Genomic DNA, 17,692 nt, shown 5'->3' on the forward strand with positions numbered 1-17,692 from the left:
GGGTAGCGTGAGCGACCGTGAACGCGCCCATCTCCGTTCGTGACATCACCGCAGCCGAGCACCTCGCGTGGCTGCGGACCCAGCCGTCGGCGAGCTTCCTGCAGACGCCGGCCTGGGCCGACGTGAAGAAGGAGTGGCGCGCCGAGTCGGTGGGCTGGTTCGAGGGCGAGCGGATGGTCGGCGCCGCGCTCGTGCTGCACCGGTCGCTGCCGCGCGTTCGCCGGTCCCTCGCGTACGTGCCCGAGGGCCCGTGCATCGACTGGTCCTCGCCCCGCCTCGTCGAGCTGCTTCGCGCCCTGCGCGACCACCTCAAGGCCAAGGGTGCCTTCGCCCTGCGTCTCGGCCCACCCGTCGCGACGCACCGCTGGGGCGCGGCCACGATCAAGGAGGCGATCGGCGACCCGACGGTGCGGCGGTACGACGAGGCGACGCCCGACGTGGTGGAACCGGTCGGCCAGGCCGTCGTCGCCCAGCTGCGGCGTCTCGGGTTCCGGCACCTCAGCCCCGACGACGGGTTCGCCGCGGGACAGCCGGAGTACGTCTTCCAGGTGCCGCTCGCGGGGCGCTCCGAGGCCGACGTGCTGGCCGGCATGAACCAGCTGTGGCGCCGCAACATCAAGAAGACCACGAAGAACGGCGTCGAGGTCCGCACCGGCGACGCGGCCGACCTGCCGGCGTTCCACCGCGTCTATGTCGAGACGGCGGCGCGCGACCGGTTCACGCCACGGGGGCTCGAGTACTTCCAACAGATGTATGCAGCCCTGTCGGGCGAGGATCCCGAGCGGATCCGCCTCTACCTCGCCGTGCACGAGGACGACGTCCTCGCCGCGACCATCTGGATCCGGGTCGGCGAGCACGCGTGGTACTCCTACGGCGCATCGACGGCGGCGAAGCGGGAGCTGCAGGGGTCGACCGCGATCCAGTGGCGGATGATGCGCGACTCGCTCGCGGCGGGCGCCACGGTGTACGACCTGCGCGGCATCACCAACACCGTCGACACCGAGAACCCCCACATCGGGCTCATCCGCTTCAAGGTGGGGACCGGCGGCGAGGCGGTGCGGCTGGCGGGCGAATGGGATCTTCCCCTGAATCGCTTGCTGTACAAGGCTTTCGACCTCTACATGAAGCGGCGGTGAGATCACGTGTCCTTCGTCCTCCACGTGGACGGCGAGCAGTGGCGCGCGGGCCACGACCGGTTCGTCGCCGAGCACCCGGGCATCGTGCCTGTCGTCAAGGGCAACGGCTACGGCTTCGGCCGTGACCTGCTGTGCGCCGAGGCGGCCCGGCTGTCGGTGCCCATGATCGCCGTCGGGACGTACGCGGAGGTGCCTTCGGCGCTTGCTGCGTTCGGCGGCGAGGTGCTCGTCATGGAGCCGTTCCGGTCGGTGATCCACGCCGACCTGCCGGACCTCGCGAACCAGCGGGTCGTCCACACGGTGACGACCACGGCCGATCTGGCGGCCCTGCGGTCGCTCAACGCCTCGGCGACGGTGGTCGTCGAGGGGCTGACGTCGATGAACCGGTACGGCACGCCTGCCATCGACGTGGCCGCGCTCGCGGGGGCCGCGGACGCGGTTGGCGTGACCCTGCACCTGCCCCTGGGGACGGGCCACGTCGAGGAGATCTCGACGTTCATCGCGGCGGTGCCCGGGGTGCGGACGTGGTTCGTGTCGCACGTGTCGGCTGCGGAGCTGGAGACCCTCGCCGCGCGCTACCCCGAACACGAGTTCCGGCCGCGCATCGGCACCGACCTCTGGTACGCCGACAAGGGGTCCTACGAGGTACGGGCGCACGTGCTCGACGTTCGTCCCGTCTCGCGGGGTGTCCGGGTCGGCTACCGCCAACGCGCCGTCGGGGCCGGGCACATCGTGGTGGTCAGCGGTGGCACGTCGCACGGGGTCGCGATGGAGAGCCCCTCGTCCGCGGCGACGGCGCGCCTGCGCGCGATCGCGGTGGCGGAGGGCGTGCTGGAGGCGGCGCACCGGGTGCGATCGCCGTTCACCGTGTCGGGCGTCATGCCCCGGTTCGCGGAGCCGCCACACATGCAGTGCAGCATCCTGGCTCTGGCTTCCGGCATCGCTCCCCCGCGGATCGGCGACGAGGTCACGGTGCGCATGCGCCTCACGACGACGACCCCGGACGCCGTCGTCCTCTCCTGAGACGGGGCCGCCGAGATCTCCACTGCCTCAGGGTGCGTCGCTCCGTGCGCATGCGCCGCGCTGTGCCTTCCATCGCACCGTGTCGGCACTCGGTGGATGCCCGCCGAGCGCGAGCGGCAGGTGCCGGCACGTCTGCCGGCACCTGCCGCTCGTCTGAGGATGCGGCGCCCTCGAGCAGGTCAGCTCACGGGATCGCCAGGAACGCCGTCCGAAGGAGAGGCTGGTTGTTGACGAAGCCGAAGCTCGCGCATGCGGCACCGCTGCACGAGACGCGGTCGTCGACGCCGACGCGCATGTCGATGTGCAGGTGCGGCTGCGTGCCGAGGGCGTGCGCGGACGTACCGACGGTGCCGATCCGCTGGCCCTTGCTCACCGACTGCCCCACCACGACGACGGGTGCCGGGCTGTGGTGCATGTGGGCGAAGTACCACAGGCGGCCGAAGGAGTCCTTGACGGTCACGGTGCTCCCGACACCGCTCGAGCGCACGTTGACGGTCTTCACGGTGCCGGCGACGGGCGAGATCACCGGGGTCCCGGTGTTGGCGAAGATGTCCGCGGCGTTGTAGTCGTGGTGACAGTTGACCTTGCTGTCCCAGCACCACGTGAGGGGCGAGCGGCTCTTGACGTGGGCCTGGGTGGTGCTCAGCGGGAAACGGAGGGAGGCGTCCCCGATGATCTGGGAGGCGTTCTCGTTCTTGACGTTGGCGTTGAGGTTGACCTTTGCGCCGGAGGGGATCTGGTCGTACACCCCGCCGAAGTCACTGTTGAAGAAGACGAAGACCGGCTTGCTCGTGCGGTTCCACACCGAGGCCGTGTTGTTCTTGACGCACTGGCCCTGGCCTGCGCCGCTGCTGACGAACGTGATGCAGCCGGCCCCGCTGCCGTAGTCGCGCTGCGAATTGACCAGGTCGACGCGTGAGCCGAGATGGTCGCTGTTGTAGTAGAGGCAGAACTCGCCCGACTCGCACACACCGTTACGAGCCGTTGCGCTGGCAGTCGGCGCGACGGCGACGACTGCGGCGGCCAGGCCGACTGCGGCGACCAGACTGGTGGCGATTCTTCTGAACATGACGGATCCCCTTCTGTCACAACGCATGAACTCTTGACCTTGCAGACGGACCATCCGGGGACCTCGCGCGAGAGCTTCCTCGCGGCAGAGACCCTCCTCCTCGACCGGGGGAAAGCCCCCGACGAGCGCTGTTCGCCCATCACGCACGCTAGAGCCCGGCGCGCGGGCCGCCTGAGCACCCGGGCTCTCGACAGCGCGCCCCGCGACCGTGCCGACCGATGCCGGGCGGGCACCGCTGTGGGTCAGGACCTCGAGCTGGTGCGGCGCTCCAGGCCCTCGATGACGGTTGGGCAGACGTCGATGCCGTAGAGCCTTTCGACGCTCTGCATCCCGCCCGGGCTCTCGGCGTTGATCTCCACCACCTTGTCGCCGATCACGTCGATGCCGACGAGGAACATGCCATCTGCCACGAGCTTCTCGCTCATCGCTTCGATGACGCCGAGCTCCATGTCACCGATGTCGAGGGGGACCGAGCGCCCGCCCGTGCTGATGTTGGCCCGGGGGTCGTTGCCCGTGGGTACGCGCCGGAAGGCGGCCAGCTTCCCGTCGCGCTCGAGGGGCTGTCCCTCGAGCAGGAAGATCCGGGCATCACCGTCCTCACCGCCGTCGACGAACTCCTGGACGATCGCGTAGCCGTCCTGCAGCACCGCCTCCGTCATCTGCGCGAGGTTCGTCTCCCCCTTGCCCTCGATCATGAAGACGTTGCGACCTTTGGCGCCGTACAGCGGCTTGACGACGCAGTGGCCGACCGTGCCGACGAACCGCTCGATGGCATCCGGGTCGCGTGTCACGAGGGACCTCGGCCGGATCTTCTCGGGGAACTCCTCGAGGTAGAGCTTGCTCGTTGCGCGTATGAGGGACATGGGGTCGTTCACCACCACGACACCTCTGGCCTTGAGCATCTGGCCGCAGACCACACCCATCGGACTTGCCCACGGCCGCTGCTGCAGGTCCTCGATCGAGTCGTTTCGCAGGAACAGGGCATCGAGGTCGTCCATGACGATCCGTTGGGAGTCGCGCGCCTTGATGCGCTCCATGAAGCCCTCGAGCGTGTCGTCCCTGCCGAGCTCTGCGGCACGAGCCCGACCCACGAGCTGCCCATCACTCTCCCCGAGCTCGACGTCTCCGACCCCGACGTACCAAACCTCGTGCCCGCCCTGGGCCGCGGCTCTGGCCAGCCGCGTCGTCGTGTACTCGTCGACCTCGGTGGCCACGTCGTTGACGAAGAAGGCAAGTCTCATGTCGACGCAGCTCCTTCGTACAGGTCCGTCACCGACACGCCCGCGCGCAGTCTGTCCAGCCGTTCCCGGGCACCGGGCACGTCCAGCCAGCGTGGGCGGACCCACGGTGCTTCGAGGACCTCCCGCTCGAGCAGGTCCTGGACCAAGGGAATGTGGTCCAACGCGAGCTTGCCGACGAAGAGGACCTCCAGGCTGCTGCCTTCAGCGAGGGCTTCGAGCAGGCGCGTGATGCCGCGCAGGTAGATCGCGTCCTTCACGGAGCCGCCCCCGACGACGACCCGGATGGCGATGGACCACGCGGTCCTCGTCGGCATCCCGTAGTCGCCACGCAGCGACTCGAAGATCTCCAGGAACTCGGCGCCGTCGAGCATCTTGCCAATGGCTACGACCCTTGCCGCGAGGACGCGCAGACGCCGCGGGTCCAGCCCTCCGGTCAGGTACTCGGCCAGCACGGCAAGGCCCTCCTGGGTCTCGTCGTAGCCGGGCAGTCCGATCGTCAGCAGCGTCAGCGGTTGTCGGGCGCCGTTCTGGTACGTCACGACGTGGGTGCCGATCTCGTGATGCAGCAAGGGCTCGACGCGGTCCGCCCTGAAGGCGGCAGATTCCGGGATGAGCAGCCGGCCGAACGACACCATCAGCTCGGAGATGTCGTCGCGCACCTCGATGTGAGCCGGGAAGTCTCGATACACGGCACGGTATCGGTCGAACTCCCCACGAGCCGCCTCCGCGAATGCCCCGGCCGTGACGCTCTGGGTGCTGGGTGCCGGGGCTGGGACGGCCTCGAGCAGGTCCTCCGCAGCGCACGCCAAGGAGGGGGTGATCCCTCCGTAGAGCTGCAGCGACCCGAACACGAACCGCGACGTGTCACGATCCTCCAAGGCCGTGATCTGTCGCGCTATCTCGTCTCGCTTCGCGCGGAAGAGTGTGTGCAGCGCAGGGTCGGTGACGTTCTCGATCTCGAGGCTGTAGAGCTCACGTCGCACCAGGTCCGGCTCGAACTCCAGCGGTCGTAGGCGCAGCGTGGGGGCCGTCCCGAAGTCGCTGCGTTCGAAGTCTGTCCAGGCCTCTGCCGCGTTGACCGGGGTGAGGTTGAGCAGCAGGTCTACCCTGCGCTCGATCTCGGTCAGGCGGGCATCGACACTCAGCGCGGGCGCAAGCTGTTCGGTTGGTGATACCACCTGTCGGACATACCCATCCGCCCATGAGAAGCCTTCCACTCTCGGGGCGCTGGACCGGGCGCGATCGTGCGGCCGGCGGGCGCGACGTGCTGAACACGGTCAGGTCTGCGTCGGTTCTCGCGCAACACAGAACTCGTTCCCGTCGGGGTCCGCGAGCACGAACCACGTCTGGCCGAACTCCTCTCGGGCGAGCGGAGTCACACGTGTCGCCCCGAGCTGCTCGAGGCGATGGACCTCCTCGAGCAGGTCCTCCACGAGCAGGTCGAGATGCATCCGGTTCTTCACCGTCTTGCCTTCGGGGACCTGCTGAAGCGTGAGCGTGACACCCTGACGGCCCAGCGCGATGAAGCGCCCGTCCAGCTCACCTTCCACGTCCAGGGCCAGGGCGGCCTGCCAGAACTGTGCAGTTCGTTGCAGGTCGCAGCAGTCCAGGGTGAACTCGATCCGCACCCGACCATTCTCGTCTCCCCCGGCGCTGCGTGCACGGGTGACGGACGGCATACCGGCGTGGGCGGGAGGGCGGGTCGTGGTCGCGTCAGCCCGTTGCTGACGGGCTCGGCCCGGTGGACTCCGTGGCGGTGGGCGTAGGCGTTCCGGTCGGAGGGAGGGACGGCGTGGTCTTCGGAGCGACCGACGGCTTGACGGTGGGCTCCCCGGTCGGCTTGACGGTGGGCTTGTCAGTCGGCTTCCCAGTGGCCTTGTCGGTCGGTTTCGACCTGGGCTTGTCGGTGGCCTTGTCGGTCGGCTTGTCGGTCGGCTTGTCGGTCGGCTTGTCGGTCGGCTTCCCGTTGCCCTGGCCTGCAGACCCGCCCTTGGCTCCGGGCGCGGCCACGTCGGCGCAGAAGGCCGCGATCTTGCTCGCGCCGCCTGCCGCCTTGGCGAGGTTCGTGAAGGCGACGGACTGCTCCGACCTGCCGGGCCCGCCGGGCCGCGCCTTCCACGCCGTGCACAGTCCGTGCTTGGCCGGCCCGTTCGCGTCTGGTCCCTGAGGCGTGCCGGGCGTCGACGTGCCGACGGCAGCGGGGCGGGACTGCGCCGGAGCCATCGGTGGTTCGGTGCCGCTCGGCACGTTGGCCGAGATGAGCACCACGGTGGCGACACCTCCGAGCCCGGCGGCAACTCCGCCGAGGGTGGCTCCGATCTTTGCGCCTGCAAGCATCGAGAACATCGTGCGCCTCCGGGGTCGGGTTGGACTGGGCACGACATGGGCGCGGAACGCCGCCAGCGCAGCTGGGAGACCGGTGAGCTCGTGGTCCGTCGGCTCGGCGGTCAGCTGCCTGACCACCTGGGCGAGCGCGGGGCTGAGCATCGGGTCACGGCCCGGCTCGCCCGGGGTGCCCGAAGGACGCCGGCTGGCGTCACGCGTGCGCCACCGGTTCCTGTCGTTCGGCCAGAGTCTGCTCATGTCATTGACGAAGCGCTTGGGCGTCGCCCAGCGTTACACCCGTCTCGGCCACCAGCACCTCAAGCGTGCGCAGTCCGCGATGCGCCGCGACGCGGACGGCGCCCGGCGTGCGACCGAGCACGTCGGCGACCTCGTGGACCGACAGCCCCGCGACCACGCGTAGGAGCACGACCTCGGCCTGCAGCGGAGGGAGCCGCCGCACGACCTGGATCGCGGCCTGCGTCGTGTCGGCGTCGACGACCAGGTCGGCGCAGTCGGGTGCCGCTGGAAGCACCCACTCGACCGCCCGACTGCCGACCCTCGCATCGCGGACCCGGCGTCGCGCAGCATCGACGGCACGCCGACGCGCGGTCGTGAAGACCCAGGCACGCCAAGCAGACTCGTCACCCCGGAAGGTGCTCAGTCCCCTGACTACGGTGAGCCACGTCTCCGCGGCCACCTCCTCAGCGGCGTCTCCCCCGAGACCCAGGTAGCGCAGCAACGACGGGTTGAGGTCGCGCCACAACCGTGCGAACGCGGCCTCGTCCCCCTTCTGTGCGCCAGCGAGGACGGTTCCGAACTCCGCGCCGATCACTGGGTCAGTGTGGACCGGCGGTGTCGGGCGTGTGGCCGACTTGCGCATTTCTTGCAGCTGGCGGCAGCGATGCGACCCACGCATCGTCGACGACCAAACAGCCACACGGTGGCCCGCAGCAGCGGTGGTCGAGGACGCGCGCCCGCTGAGGCATCCGATCTGGTGCGGGCCTCGAACACCCAGATGGCGGCCACTCCGACCGCCATCACCAAGGAGGTTCACATGCGCATTCGAAGCGTCAGCATCGCAGGCGCCCTGGCTGTGGCGGCCACCATGGCCCTCACGTCCCCCGCGCAGGCGTCGGCCTCGAGCGGGAGCAGCTGCTGGGGCGTCGTCTCGTCCCAGGCAGCGACCACCGAGGGTGGGCTCGGTTCCCACGCGAGCTCTTTCGACGAGCCCCGGCTGGGCATCGGCAACGTCGCCAGGCTCTTCGGGCTCTCCGGGCCCGGCGAGCTCGGGCAGGTTCTGGCATCCCTGGACGACAACCCGGCGACGAACTGCTGACCACACGGTGCGGGCTGGACGCATCCTCGGGATCACGCCCAGCCCGGCACCGCCCGCTGTGGGCGCCGCGGCCCTGCCCCTGGGCTTCGCGGTGGAGATCGAGGCCGTGCGCGAGGTCGCTCCCGAGTAGCCCGGGGCCCGCCGGCACCCGCGCCGCGCTACGGTCGTTGCGGACGATCCACGTCCGGGAGGGACGGGCAACGGCATGCGGCACGACACGAGCCCCACGGCGCGAGCGCTCCTCGCGCTCGAGGTGATCCAGAACAGTCCCGGCATCACGGCCCAGCGACTCGGTGAGCACCTCGGCGTGACCGAGCGGGCCGCGCGACGCTACGTCGCGATCCTGCGCGAGGCCGAGCTCCCGATCGAGTCGACGACGGGACCCCAGGGCGGCTACCGCGTCGGACGCGGCCTGCGCCTGCCTCCCCTGATGTTCACCGCCGCCGAGGCACTCGGGCTCGTGATGGCCGTGCTCGAAGGCCACCGCGACGCGGCCGACCCGACCGAGCTCGTCGGGGCAGCGCTGACGAAGATCCTGAGGGTCCTGCCCCAACCGGTGGCCGAGCCCGTGCGCAGGGTCCGCCGTACCACCGGGCCGCCGCCGCAGGAGGGCCGCCGCGTCGACCCCTCGGTGACCGCCCAGCTCGTCGAGGCCTGCACCGCATCGCGCCTCGTCCACCTCGTCTACCGGCGCGGCCCCGAGACGGAGCGTCCTATGGAGGTCGACCCCTGGGCCGTCGTGCTCCGGCACAGCCGCTGGTACCTGCTGTGCTGGTCGCACCGCAGCCAGGCCCTGCGTGCTCTCCGCGTCGACCGCGTCGTCTCGGTCTTCACCTCGTCGACGACGTTCACTCCCCCGGCCGACCTCGACGCCCTGCGCGTCCTCGAGGACCACCTGTCGCAGGGATGGCGGCACGACGTCGACGTCCTCCTGCGCACCGGACTCGAGGACGCGCAACGCTGGCTGCCTCGCAGCCTCGGACACCTCGAAGAGGTCGAGGGCGGCATACGGCTGCGGGCCACCACCGACAGTCCGGAGTGGTACGCCCGACAGCTCGCGGCCTCGCCGCTGACGTTCGAGGTCCTGGGCTCCGACGCCCTGCGTGATGCCGTGGCGGAACTGGGGCGGCAGCTGCTCGACGCGGCCCGCGCCGTGTCGCCCGCCTCCTCGGCGCCCCGCGAGTCACGCCAGCTCGAACGGGTATGACACCGACGCTGCCGCACCGGGCAGCAGCCGGACACGCGCTCCCGCGCACTACGCTGATCCCACTGGACCGGGGGCGTCCCCGGCCCCGAGCCACAGGAGCGGTGACATGAGCTTCAACGAGAACGCCCAGCTCGACACCTCCCAGGTCGAGAGCGGCGGCAGCGGCGGCTTCGGGGGTGGTGGGGGCGGCGGCGGCTTCCCGGGGGGCATCCAGGTCGGAGGCGGCATCGGCGGCCTCATCCTGCTCGTGCTCATGCTCATCTTCGGTGGAGGGAACATCCTCGGCGGTGGCGACTCCGGCAGCTCCAGCGGCGGCCTGCCCTCGCAGCAGCTCGAGAGCGACCAGGTCGGCGCGGCCGGTCAGGTCGACGAGGCCGCCTTCTCGCAGTGCAAGACCGGCGCCGACGCCAACAAGAACGACGTGTGCCTCGTCATCGCCACGGTCAACAGCGTCCAGGACTACTGGCAGAAGACGCTGCCGAAGTACCAGATGAACTACGAGATGGCCAAGACGGTCGTGTACCAGGGCCAGACCCAGTCCGGGTGCGGCACCGCGAACTCGCAGGTCGGCCCGTTCTACTGCCCGCTCGACTCCAAGGTCTACGTCGACGCGAGCTTCTTCCAGGAGCTCCAGAGCAAGTTCGGGGCCGACGGCGGCCAGCTGGCCAAGGAGTACGTCATCGCGCACGAGTACGGCCACCACATCCAGAACCTCCTCGGCGTCCTGAACCGCGCGCAGCAGGACCCGCAGGGCCCCAACTCCGGCGCCGTCCGCATCGAGCTCATGGCAGACTGCCTCGCCGGCACGTGGGTCAAGCACGCCACCGAGACGACCGACGCGAGCGGCACGCCCCTGCTCAAGGAGATCACCGAGGACGACATCAAGTCCGCCCTCTCGGCCGCGAGCGCCGTGGGCGACGACCGCATCCAGGAGAAGATGCAGGGCCGGGTGACGCCCGAGAACTGGACGCACGGCTCGGCCGAGGCCCGCATGAGCTGGTTCACCCAGGGTTACCGCACCGGTGACATCAACCAGTGCAACACCTTCGGGGTCGACAGAGTCAGCTGACCTACAACGCCCGAGCTCCATTGTCGAGTGGGCACTTTCACCCGCGTTTCCGGCGGGTGGAAGTGCCCACTCGAGGGACTACGTGCTCGTCGGGGTGGACTCGGTGAGCTCGAGGCGCACGGCTCGGCCGCGCCGCAGCGCGGTCTCCAGCACGTCGCGCCTGGGGTCGGGGAGGTCGTAGAGCTCTCGTGTCGCCAGCCGTACCAGCGCGCGCAGCGCACCTGCCGCGAGCACCTCGCGCACGAGCGCGCGGTCACCACCGACGACGAGCCCCTTGGGTATGCCGTCCGCTCCCGCGGGCGGTGACTCGTCGTCGCCGAGGAGCACCCGTCGGGCGTGGCCCACGACGGCGTCGACGAGCTCGTCCGCCTGCTTGCCTCGTCGCCGCGCGAACCGCTGCTGCGACCAGCCGCCTGCGGCGGTGCGCGACTGCACGTGCCGGGTGCCGACCTTCGACTCGGTGAACGCACCTCCGCGCGCCAGCCCCACGGCATACCCGCCCCGCCTCACGAGGACGACACCAAGGGGGTCGAACGTGAAAGGCGTTGCCACGACGGTGGATCCGTCCGCCGCGCGCGCCGACACGACGACGCCGCCGGGAGTGATCTCCTCGGCGGCGTCGTAGGGGCCATGGCGCTCCGCGAACCCGGCCATCCAGCGGTCGAACCGCTCGGGATCGACCTCGATGACGCGCGTGGTCACCGGCGCGGGCCTGGGAGCGGGGTGGGGCTCAGAGGTTGAACCCGAGGGCGCGCAGCTGTTCGCGGCCGTCCTCGGTGATCTTGTCGGGACCCCACGGCGGCATCCACACCCAGTTGATGCGGTGCGTCGTGACGAGGCCCTCCAGGGCCTGCGCGGTCTGGTCCTCGATGACGTCGGTGAGCGGGCACGCCGCCGACGTGAGCGTCATGTCGATGACCGCGTGGGACTGCGCGTCGACCGTGATGCCGTAGACGAGGCCGAGGTCGACGACGTTGATGCCGAGCTCGGGGTCGACGACGTCGCGGAGCGCCTCCTCGACGTCAGCGACGTTGGGCGGGGTGGTGGTCTGGGTCATGACGAAACTCCTTGCGGGGACGCGGAACTCGTGGTGGAGATGTCGACGCCGGCGCGGGCGAGGGCATCGGTGAAGGCGGTCCAGCCGAGCAATGCGCACTTGACCCGGGCGGGGTACTTGGACACGCCGGCGAAGGCGACGCCGTCACCGATGAGCTCCTCGTCGCCCTTGACCGTGCCCTTGGAGGTGAGCATCGCGCGCATCGCCTCGAACGTCTCGAGGGCCTCTGCGACCGGGTGGCCGATGACCTCCTCGGCCAGCACCGACGAGCTGGCGACGGAGATCGAGCATCCCTGCGCCTGGTACGACACGTCGGTGACGACGGCGTCACGGCCGGTGCCCGTCACGTCGACGCGGAGCGTGACCTCGTCGCCGCAGGTCGGGTTGATGTGGTGCACCTCGGCGTCGAACGGCTCACGCAGCCCCGCATGGTGTGGGCGCTTGGAGTGCTCGAGGATGAGCTCCTGGTAGAGATCCATCAGCTCGCCTCCCTCTCGCTCTCGTCGGCCTGGGCGCTGTGCTCGCCGCGCAGGGCGCGCGCGTCATGGCGGGTCTCGAGCTCGGCGTCCGGGTCGGTGTCGTCCACGTCGATCCCGAAGATCCCGGGTACGCGGTCGAGCGCGGCGAGCAGGGCCTGCACGTCGGCGACGGTGTTGTGCACCGCGAACGACGCGCGGGTGGTGGCGGTGGCCCCGAGCGCTCGGTGGAGTGGCCACGCGCAGTGGTGCCCCACGCGTACGGCCACGCCGGCATCGTCGAGCACCTGGCCGACGTCGTGCGCGTGCACACCGTCGACGACGAAGGCCACCGCGCCGCCGCGGGGTGTGCCGACGGCGGGGCCGACGACGCGTACCCAGGGGCGCTCGGCGAGCCCGCGCTGGAGCAGGTCCACGAGGGCGGCCTCGTGGGCGTGGACACGGTCGATGCCGATGGCCTCGATCCAGCGCACGGCGGCGGCGAGGCCCACGGCCTGCGCGGCGTTGGGCACGCCGGCCTCGAACTTCTGCGGCGCCGGCGCGTAGGTGGAGCGCTCCATCGTCACGAGCTCGATCATCGAGCCACCCGTGAGGAACGGCGGCATGACCTCGAGCAGCGCGCTACGGCCCCAGAGGACGCCGACTCCCATCGGGCCGTACATCTTGTGGCCGCTGAAGGCGATGAAGTCGGCGCCGAGCGTCGTGACGTCGACGGGCAGGTGCGGCACCGACTGGCACGCGTCGACGACTGCCAGGGCGCCGACGGCGTGGGCCCGCTCCGCGAGCTCGGTCACGGGGTTGACCGTGCCGAGCACGTTGGAGACGTGCGTGAAGGCGAAGACCTTCGTCCGCTCGGTGAGCACGTCGCCGAGACCGGACAGGTCGAGCGCGCCGTCCGCGCCGACCGGCACCCAGCGCAGGGCCGCACCCGTGCGACGGGCGAGCTCCTGCCAGGGCACGAGGTTGGCGTGGTGCTCCATCTCGGTGACGAGGATCTCGTCGCCGGGACCCAGCACGAAGCGCTCGTCCTTGGCGTCGTCGGTCGGCCCCGCGTTGGAGAACGCGTACGCGACGAGGTTGAGCGCCTCGGTGGCGTTCTTGGTGAAGACCACCTCGTCGGACGGCGCGCCGATGAACGATGCGACGGTGGCCCGAGCTGACTCGAACTCGTCGGTCGCCTCCTCGGCGAGCTGGTGCGCGCCACGGTGCACGGCGGCGTTGCGCTGCTCGTAGAAGGCGCGCTCGGCATCGAGGACGGCGGTCGGCTTGTGCGACGTCGCCCCCGAGTCGAGGTAGACGAGCGGCCTGCCGTCGCGCACGGTGCGCGCGAGGATGGGGAAGTCGCCGCGGATCGCGGCGAGCTCCCCATCCGTGAACGGCAGGACGTCAGTCATCCGGCTCAGGCCTCCACCACCGCGGGAGCCGCGGTGAGGTAGCGGTCGTAGCCCTCGTCCTCGAGGCGGTCGGCCAGCTCGGGGCCACCCTCCTCGACGATCTTGCCGTCGACGAAGACGTGGACGAAGTCGGGCTTGATGTAGCGCAGGATGCGCGTGTAGTGCGTGATGAGCAGGACGCCGAGGTCGCTCGCGCCCTTGGCGCGGTTGACGCCCTCGGAGACGATCTTGAGGGCGTCGACGTCGAGGCCGGAGTCGGTCTCGTCGAGGATGGCCACCTTCGGCTTCAGCAGCTCCATCTGGAGGATCTCGTGGCGCTTCTTCTCGCCACCGGAGAAGCCCTCGTTGACGTTGCGCTCGGCGAACGCGGGGTCCATGCGCAGGTTGCCCATGGCCTCCTTGACGTCCTTGACCCAGGTACGGAGCTTGGGGGCTTCGCCGTCGATCGCGGTCTTGGCGGTGCGCAGGAAGTTGCTCACCGTGACGCCGGGGACCTCGACGGGGTACTGCATCGCGAGGAAGAGGCCGGCGCGGGCACGCTCGTCGACGGTCATGGCGAGGACGTCCTCGCCGTCGAGCGAGACGGTGCCACCGGTGATGGTGTACTTCGGGTGGCCGGCGATGCTGTAGGCCAGCGTCGACTTGCCGGAGCCGTTGGGCCCCATGATGGCGTGGGTCTCCCCCGACTTCACGGTGAGGTCGACCCCGCGCAGGATCTCCTTGGGGCCGTCCTCGGTCTCGACCGAGACCGTCAGTCCCTTGATCTCGAGCGTGCTCATGTGGGTCAGTTCTCCTTGTTCGTGCTGACAGTGCTGGGGGTCTGCTGGGTGGGAGCGGCGTATGCCGTCGACGCGAGCTCCTCCTCGATGGCCGCGGTGATCTCGTCGCGGAGGTCTCCGAGCGGGATCTCACGGATGATGTCGGCGAAGAAGCCACGCACGACGAGGCGCTTGGCCTCGTCCTCGTTGATGCCGCGCGACTGCAGGTAGAACAGCTGCAGGTCGTCGAAACGGCCCGTGGCGGAAGCGTGCCCGGCGCCCTTGATCTCGCCGGTCTCGATCTCGAGGTTCGGCACCGAGTCGGCGCGGGCGCCGTCGGTCAGCACGAGGTTGCGGTTGAGCTCGTAGGTGTCGGTGCCCTCGGCCGCGGCACGGATGAGCACGTCGCCGACCCACACGGTGCGGGCGGTCTCGCCCTGGAGGGCGCCCTTGTAGGTGGCCCGGCTCTTGCAGTGTGCCGTGTTGTGGTCGATGTACGAGCGGTGCTCTAGGTGCTGACCGGCGTCGGCGAAGTACACACCGAGCAGGGTCGCGTCACCGCCGGGGCCCGCGTAGCGCACGTTGGCGTTGACGCGCACGACCTGGCCGCCCAGCGACACCGCGAGGTGCTTGTAGCGGGCGTCGCGGCCGACGAGGGCGTCGTGCTGGGCCAGGTGCTGGGCGTCGTCGTCCCAGCGCTGCACCGACACGAGCGTCAGGTCGGACCCGTCGCCGGTAACGACGGAGACGAGCTGTGAGTAGCGGGCGGAGCCGGTGTGCTCGACGACGACGGTCGCCTTGGAGAAGCGCCCCGTGCGCACGACCAGGTGGCCGTGGACGGGCTCCCCGCCCGTGCCCACCAGCGAGAGGCGCACCGGCGCGTCGAGCTCGGCCTCCGCCGGGATGTCGAGCAGCAGCGCGCCGTCGGCAGCCGCGCCCGCGACGACCGCGGCACGGTCCTGGGGCGGGAGGATGCCGAGGTCCTGAGCCTGCTGGGCCGTGATCGTCGAGGTCGTGACCCCGTCGGGCAGCTGGCTGCCCACCTCGAGGCGGCCCGTCGCCCCTTCGGCGAGCAGGCCGGCGAGCTTCTTGACCGGCGTGAAGCGCCAGTCCTCCTCGCGACCCGAGGGCAGCGGGAAGGCGGCGACGTCGAAGGACGCCGTGCGCTCGGCACGCGACTGGCTCGGCACGAAGGCCGCGGCCGAGTCGGTGTGCGCCGTCGTACCGGGGACGGCGGCGGTCGTGACAGCGTCGTGCACCGTGGTCTCGCTCTGCTGGGTGTCGGTGGTGTCGGTGGTCGTGTCAGCCAGAAGGCTCATCAGCCGACGGCTCCTTCCATCTGCAGTTCGATGAGGCGGTTGAGCTCGAGGGCGTACTCCATGGGCAGCTCGCGCGCGATCGGCTCGATGAAGCCGCGCACGATCATGGCCATCGCCTCGTCCTCGGCCATGCCGCGGGACATGAGGTAGAAGAGCTGGTCCTCGGACACCTTGGAGACCGTGGCCTCGTGACCCATCGAGACGTCGTCCTCGCGGATGTCGACGTACGGGTAGGTGTCGGAGCGGCTGATGGTGTCGACGAGCAAGGCGTCGCAGCGCACGGTCGAGGCCGAGTGCGAGGCGCCCTCGAGCACCTGGACGAGACCGCGGTAGGAGGCGCGACCGCCACCGCGAGCCACGGACTTGCTGATGATCGAGCTCTTCGTGTTGGGAGCGGCGTGGACCATCTTGGAACCGGTGTCCTGGTGCTGCCCCTCGCCCGCGAAGGCGATCGAGAGCGTCTCGCCCTTGGCGTGCTCGCCCATCAGGAACACGGCCGGGTACTTCATCGTCACCTTCGAGCCGATGTTGCCGTCGATCCACTCCATCGTCGCGCCCTCCTCGCAGGTGGCGCGCTTGGTGACGAGGTTGTAGACGTTGTTGGACCAGTTCTGGATCGTGGTGTAGCGCACGCGGGCGTTCTTCTTGACGATGATCTCGACGACGGCCGAGTGCAGCGAGTCCGACTTGTAGATCGGCGCGGTGCAGCCCTCGACGTAGTGCACGTAGGAGCCCTCGTCGGCGATGATCAGCGTCCGCTCGAACTGGCCCATGTTCTCGGTGTTGATCCGGAAGTACGCCTGGAGCGGGATGTCGACGTGGACGCCCTTGGGCACGTAGATGAACGAGCCACCGGACCACACTGCGGTGTTGAGGGCGGAGAACTTGTTGTCGCCGGCGGGGATCACCGTCGCGAAGTGCTCGCGGAAGATGTCCTCGTGCTCCTTGAGCGCCGTGTCGGTGTCGAGGAAGATGACGCCCTGCTGCTCGAGGTCCTCACGGATCTGGTGGTAGACGACCTCGGACTCGTACTGCGCGGCGACGCCGGAGACGAGACGCTGCTTCTCGGCCTCCGGGATGCCCAGCCGGTCGTAGGTGTTCTTGATGTCCTCGGGCAGGTCGTCCCACGTGGCCGCCTGCTTCTCGGTCGACTTCACGAAGTACTTGATGTTCTGGAAGTCGATGCCGGTCAGGTCCGAGCCCCACGAGGGCATCGGCTTCTTGCCGAAGAGGCTGAGGCTCTTGAGGCGCAGCTTCGTCATCCACTCGGGCTCGCTCTTGCGGGCCGAGATGTCGCGCACGACGTCCTCGTTGAGCCCACGGCGCGCTGACGAGCCGGCCACGTCGCTGTCTGCCCAGCCGTACTCATAGGTGCCGATGCCCTTGAGGCCGGGGTTCAGCTCTTCGATGTGGGTGATCATGAGGAACCTTCCTTGACGTGCGTGAGCGTGTCGGTCCGTGCGGTCGTACGGGTGCCGGCGGTCGTGACCGGCGTGATCTGGGTCTGGTCGTCGTCGGCGACAACACCTGCGGCGGCCGGGGTCTTCCGGGTGCGTGTCGTGATTCCACCCGTCGGGACGAACGTCGTGCAGACGTGGTGCCCGCCCGCGAGGGTCGCCAGACGCTGGACGTGCACCCCGAGAAGCCGGGAGAACGCGTCGGTCTCGGCCTCGCAGAAGGCCGGGAACTCGGTGGCGACGTGCTGCACCGGACAGTGGCCCTGGCACAGCTGCACGCCGGTCAGGCCGCCGGCACCGACGGGGCGGGCCGTGGCGGCGAAGCCGTCCTCGCTGAGCGCCTCGACGAGGGCCTCGGTGCGAGCGGCGGGGTCGTCGCCCGCCGCCTCGAGCCGGGCGGCATACCGCGCCTCGAGGGCGGCCACCCGGGTGCGGGCGAAGTCGCTGACCGCGTCGGCACCCGCGTTGGTCTCGAGGTAGCGCAGGACCTCGACCGCCAGCGAGTCGTAGTCGGCCTCGAGGGCGTTGTGCCCGGCGTCGGAGACGACGTAGGCGCGGGCAGGACGTCCGCGGCCACGGCGGCCACTGGTGGGCTCGTGCGGCACGACGGTGCCCTGCTCGACGAGCGCGTCGAGGTGGCGGCGTACCGCGGCCGGGGTCAGGTCGAGGTGACGGCCGAGCTCGGCGGCCGTGATGGGCCCGTCGGCAGAGACCATGTGGAGCACCCGCGAGCGCGTGCGCGACTCGAGCGGCGAGACGTGCTCGCCGTCCTTCGCCTCACGCTGGGCGGGCTCTCCGATAAACACCACACCATTGTGACGTAAT

The 17,692-nt window shown here is 70.0% G+C and carries 19 protein-coding genes; 5 read left to right on the forward strand and 14 right to left on the reverse strand.

Features of this window, described 5'->3' with window-relative positions; genetic code table 11:
* Positions 1-17: 17 nt before the first annotated feature.
* A complete protein-coding gene (locus tag ACFQU3_RS01095; protein WP_385905202.1) occupies positions 18-1,136 on the forward strand; it encodes a lipid II:glycine glycyltransferase FemX in 1,119 nt (372 codons plus the stop codon).
* 6 nt (positions 1,137-1,142) lie between these two features.
* Positions 1,143-2,159, forward strand: coding sequence for an alanine racemase (locus ACFQU3_RS01100; RefSeq protein ID WP_385905205.1), 1,017 nt, complete (start codon positions 1,143-1,145; stop codon positions 2,157-2,159).
* Between the two features lie 184 nt (positions 2,160-2,343).
* Here ACFQU3_RS01100 and ACFQU3_RS01105 read toward each other — a convergent pair whose 3' ends face one another.
* The 6 genes from ACFQU3_RS01105 to ACFQU3_RS01130 form a co-directional block, all read right to left on the reverse strand.
* Complete coding sequence (locus ACFQU3_RS01105; RefSeq protein WP_385905207.1) at positions 2,344-3,228, reverse strand: peptidoglycan DD-metalloendopeptidase family protein; 885 nt, start codon at positions 3,226-3,228, stop codon at positions 2,344-2,346.
* Between the two features lie 242 nt (positions 3,229-3,470).
* The gene (locus ACFQU3_RS01110) at positions 3,471-4,469 is read right to left on the reverse strand and encodes a glutathione synthase (protein WP_385905210.1); all 999 of its coding nucleotides are present in this window, start codon (positions 4,467-4,469) and stop codon (positions 3,471-3,473) included.
* Positions 4,466-5,647, reverse strand: coding sequence for a flavohemoglobin expression-modulating QEGLA motif protein (locus ACFQU3_RS01115; RefSeq protein ID WP_385905213.1), 1,182 nt, complete (start codon positions 5,645-5,647; stop codon positions 4,466-4,468). Before ACFQU3_RS01115 ends, ACFQU3_RS01110 begins: the two co-directional genes overlap by 4 nt.
* A gap of 99 nt (positions 5,648-5,746) precedes the next feature.
* A complete protein-coding gene (locus ACFQU3_RS01120; RefSeq protein ID WP_385905216.1) occupies positions 5,747-6,097 on the reverse strand; it encodes a VOC family protein in 351 nt (116 codons plus the stop codon).
* Between the two features lie 85 nt (positions 6,098-6,182).
* Positions 6,183-7,052: a hypothetical protein gene (locus ACFQU3_RS01125; RefSeq protein WP_385905219.1), complete on the reverse strand. Its 870-nt coding sequence runs from the start codon at positions 7,050-7,052 to the stop codon at positions 6,183-6,185.
* Between the two features lies 1 nt (position 7,053).
* Positions 7,054-7,626 (reverse strand): RNA polymerase sigma factor, encoded by a 573-nt coding sequence (locus tag ACFQU3_RS01130; RefSeq protein WP_385905222.1) that lies wholly within the window; start codon positions 7,624-7,626, stop codon positions 7,054-7,056.
* 222 nt (positions 7,627-7,848) lie between these two features.
* Between ACFQU3_RS01130 and ACFQU3_RS01135 the strand changes: the two genes are divergently transcribed.
* The 3 genes from ACFQU3_RS01135 (at position 7,849) to ACFQU3_RS01145 (ending at position 10,406) form a co-directional block, all read left to right on the forward strand.
* On the forward strand, positions 7,849-8,130 hold the full coding sequence (locus tag ACFQU3_RS01135; protein WP_385905225.1) for a hypothetical protein: 282 nt from the start codon (positions 7,849-7,851) through the stop codon (positions 8,128-8,130).
* Positions 8,131-8,335: 205 nt separating this feature from the next.
* Positions 8,336-9,337 (forward strand): helix-turn-helix transcriptional regulator, encoded by a 1,002-nt coding sequence (locus ACFQU3_RS01140; protein ID WP_385905228.1) that lies wholly within the window; start codon positions 8,336-8,338, stop codon positions 9,335-9,337.
* Positions 9,338-9,443: 106 nt separating this feature from the next.
* Entirely contained in the window at positions 9,444-10,406 is a 963-nt protein-coding gene (locus ACFQU3_RS01145; RefSeq protein ID WP_385905231.1) for a neutral zinc metallopeptidase, read from the forward strand.
* A gap of 78 nt (positions 10,407-10,484) precedes the next feature.
* Here ACFQU3_RS01145 and ACFQU3_RS01150 read toward each other — a convergent pair whose 3' ends face one another.
* The 8 genes from ACFQU3_RS01150 to ACFQU3_RS01185 are packed head-to-tail and all read right to left on the reverse strand — an operon-like array spanning position 10,485 to position 17,676.
* Entirely contained in the window at positions 10,485-11,108 is a 624-nt protein-coding gene (locus ACFQU3_RS01150) for an acVLRF1 family peptidyl-tRNA hydrolase (protein ID WP_385905234.1), read from the reverse strand.
* A 28-nt stretch (positions 11,109-11,136) separates the two neighbouring features.
* Positions 11,137-11,463 carry a metal-sulfur cluster assembly factor gene (locus ACFQU3_RS01155; protein ID WP_188031937.1) on the reverse strand — a complete coding sequence of 109 codons (327 nt, stop codon included), beginning with the start codon at positions 11,461-11,463 and terminating at the stop codon, positions 11,137-11,139.
* Entirely contained in the window at positions 11,460-11,942 is a 483-nt protein-coding gene (gene sufU, locus ACFQU3_RS01160; RefSeq protein WP_385905237.1) for a Fe-S cluster assembly sulfur transfer protein SufU, read from the reverse strand. Before sufU ends, ACFQU3_RS01155 begins: the two co-directional genes overlap by 4 nt.
* Positions 11,942-13,333 (reverse strand): SufS family cysteine desulfurase, encoded by a 1,392-nt coding sequence (locus ACFQU3_RS01165; RefSeq protein ID WP_385905240.1) that lies wholly within the window; start codon positions 13,331-13,333, stop codon positions 11,942-11,944. Before ACFQU3_RS01165 ends, sufU begins: the two co-directional genes overlap by 1 nt.
* A 5-nt stretch (positions 13,334-13,338) precedes the next feature.
* Positions 13,339-14,112, reverse strand: a complete 774-nt coding sequence (gene sufC / locus ACFQU3_RS01170; RefSeq protein WP_385905243.1) for a Fe-S cluster assembly ATPase SufC — start codon at positions 14,110-14,112, stop codon at positions 13,339-13,341.
* A gap of 5 nt (positions 14,113-14,117) precedes the next feature.
* Positions 14,118-15,401 carry a Fe-S cluster assembly protein SufD gene (gene sufD, locus ACFQU3_RS01175; RefSeq protein WP_385905377.1) on the reverse strand — a complete coding sequence of 428 codons (1,284 nt, stop codon included), beginning with the start codon at positions 15,399-15,401 and terminating at the stop codon, positions 14,118-14,120.
* Positions 15,402-15,409: 8 nt separating this feature from the next.
* Entirely contained in the window at positions 15,410-16,831 is a 1,422-nt protein-coding gene (gene sufB / locus ACFQU3_RS01180) for a Fe-S cluster assembly protein SufB (protein ID WP_385905246.1), read from the reverse strand.
* Positions 16,828-17,676, reverse strand: coding sequence for a helix-turn-helix transcriptional regulator (locus tag ACFQU3_RS01185; RefSeq protein ID WP_385905250.1), 849 nt, complete (start codon positions 17,674-17,676; stop codon positions 16,828-16,830). The genes sufB and ACFQU3_RS01185 overlap by 4 nt, the downstream gene beginning before the upstream one ends.
* Positions 17,677-17,692 lie beyond the last annotated feature (16 nt).

The sequence above is a fragment of the Terrabacter sp. GCM10028922 genome, assembly GCF_042666095.1.
In the GTDB taxonomy this organism is placed as follows: domain Bacteria; phylum Actinomycetota; class Actinomycetes; order Actinomycetales; family Dermatophilaceae; genus Terrabacter.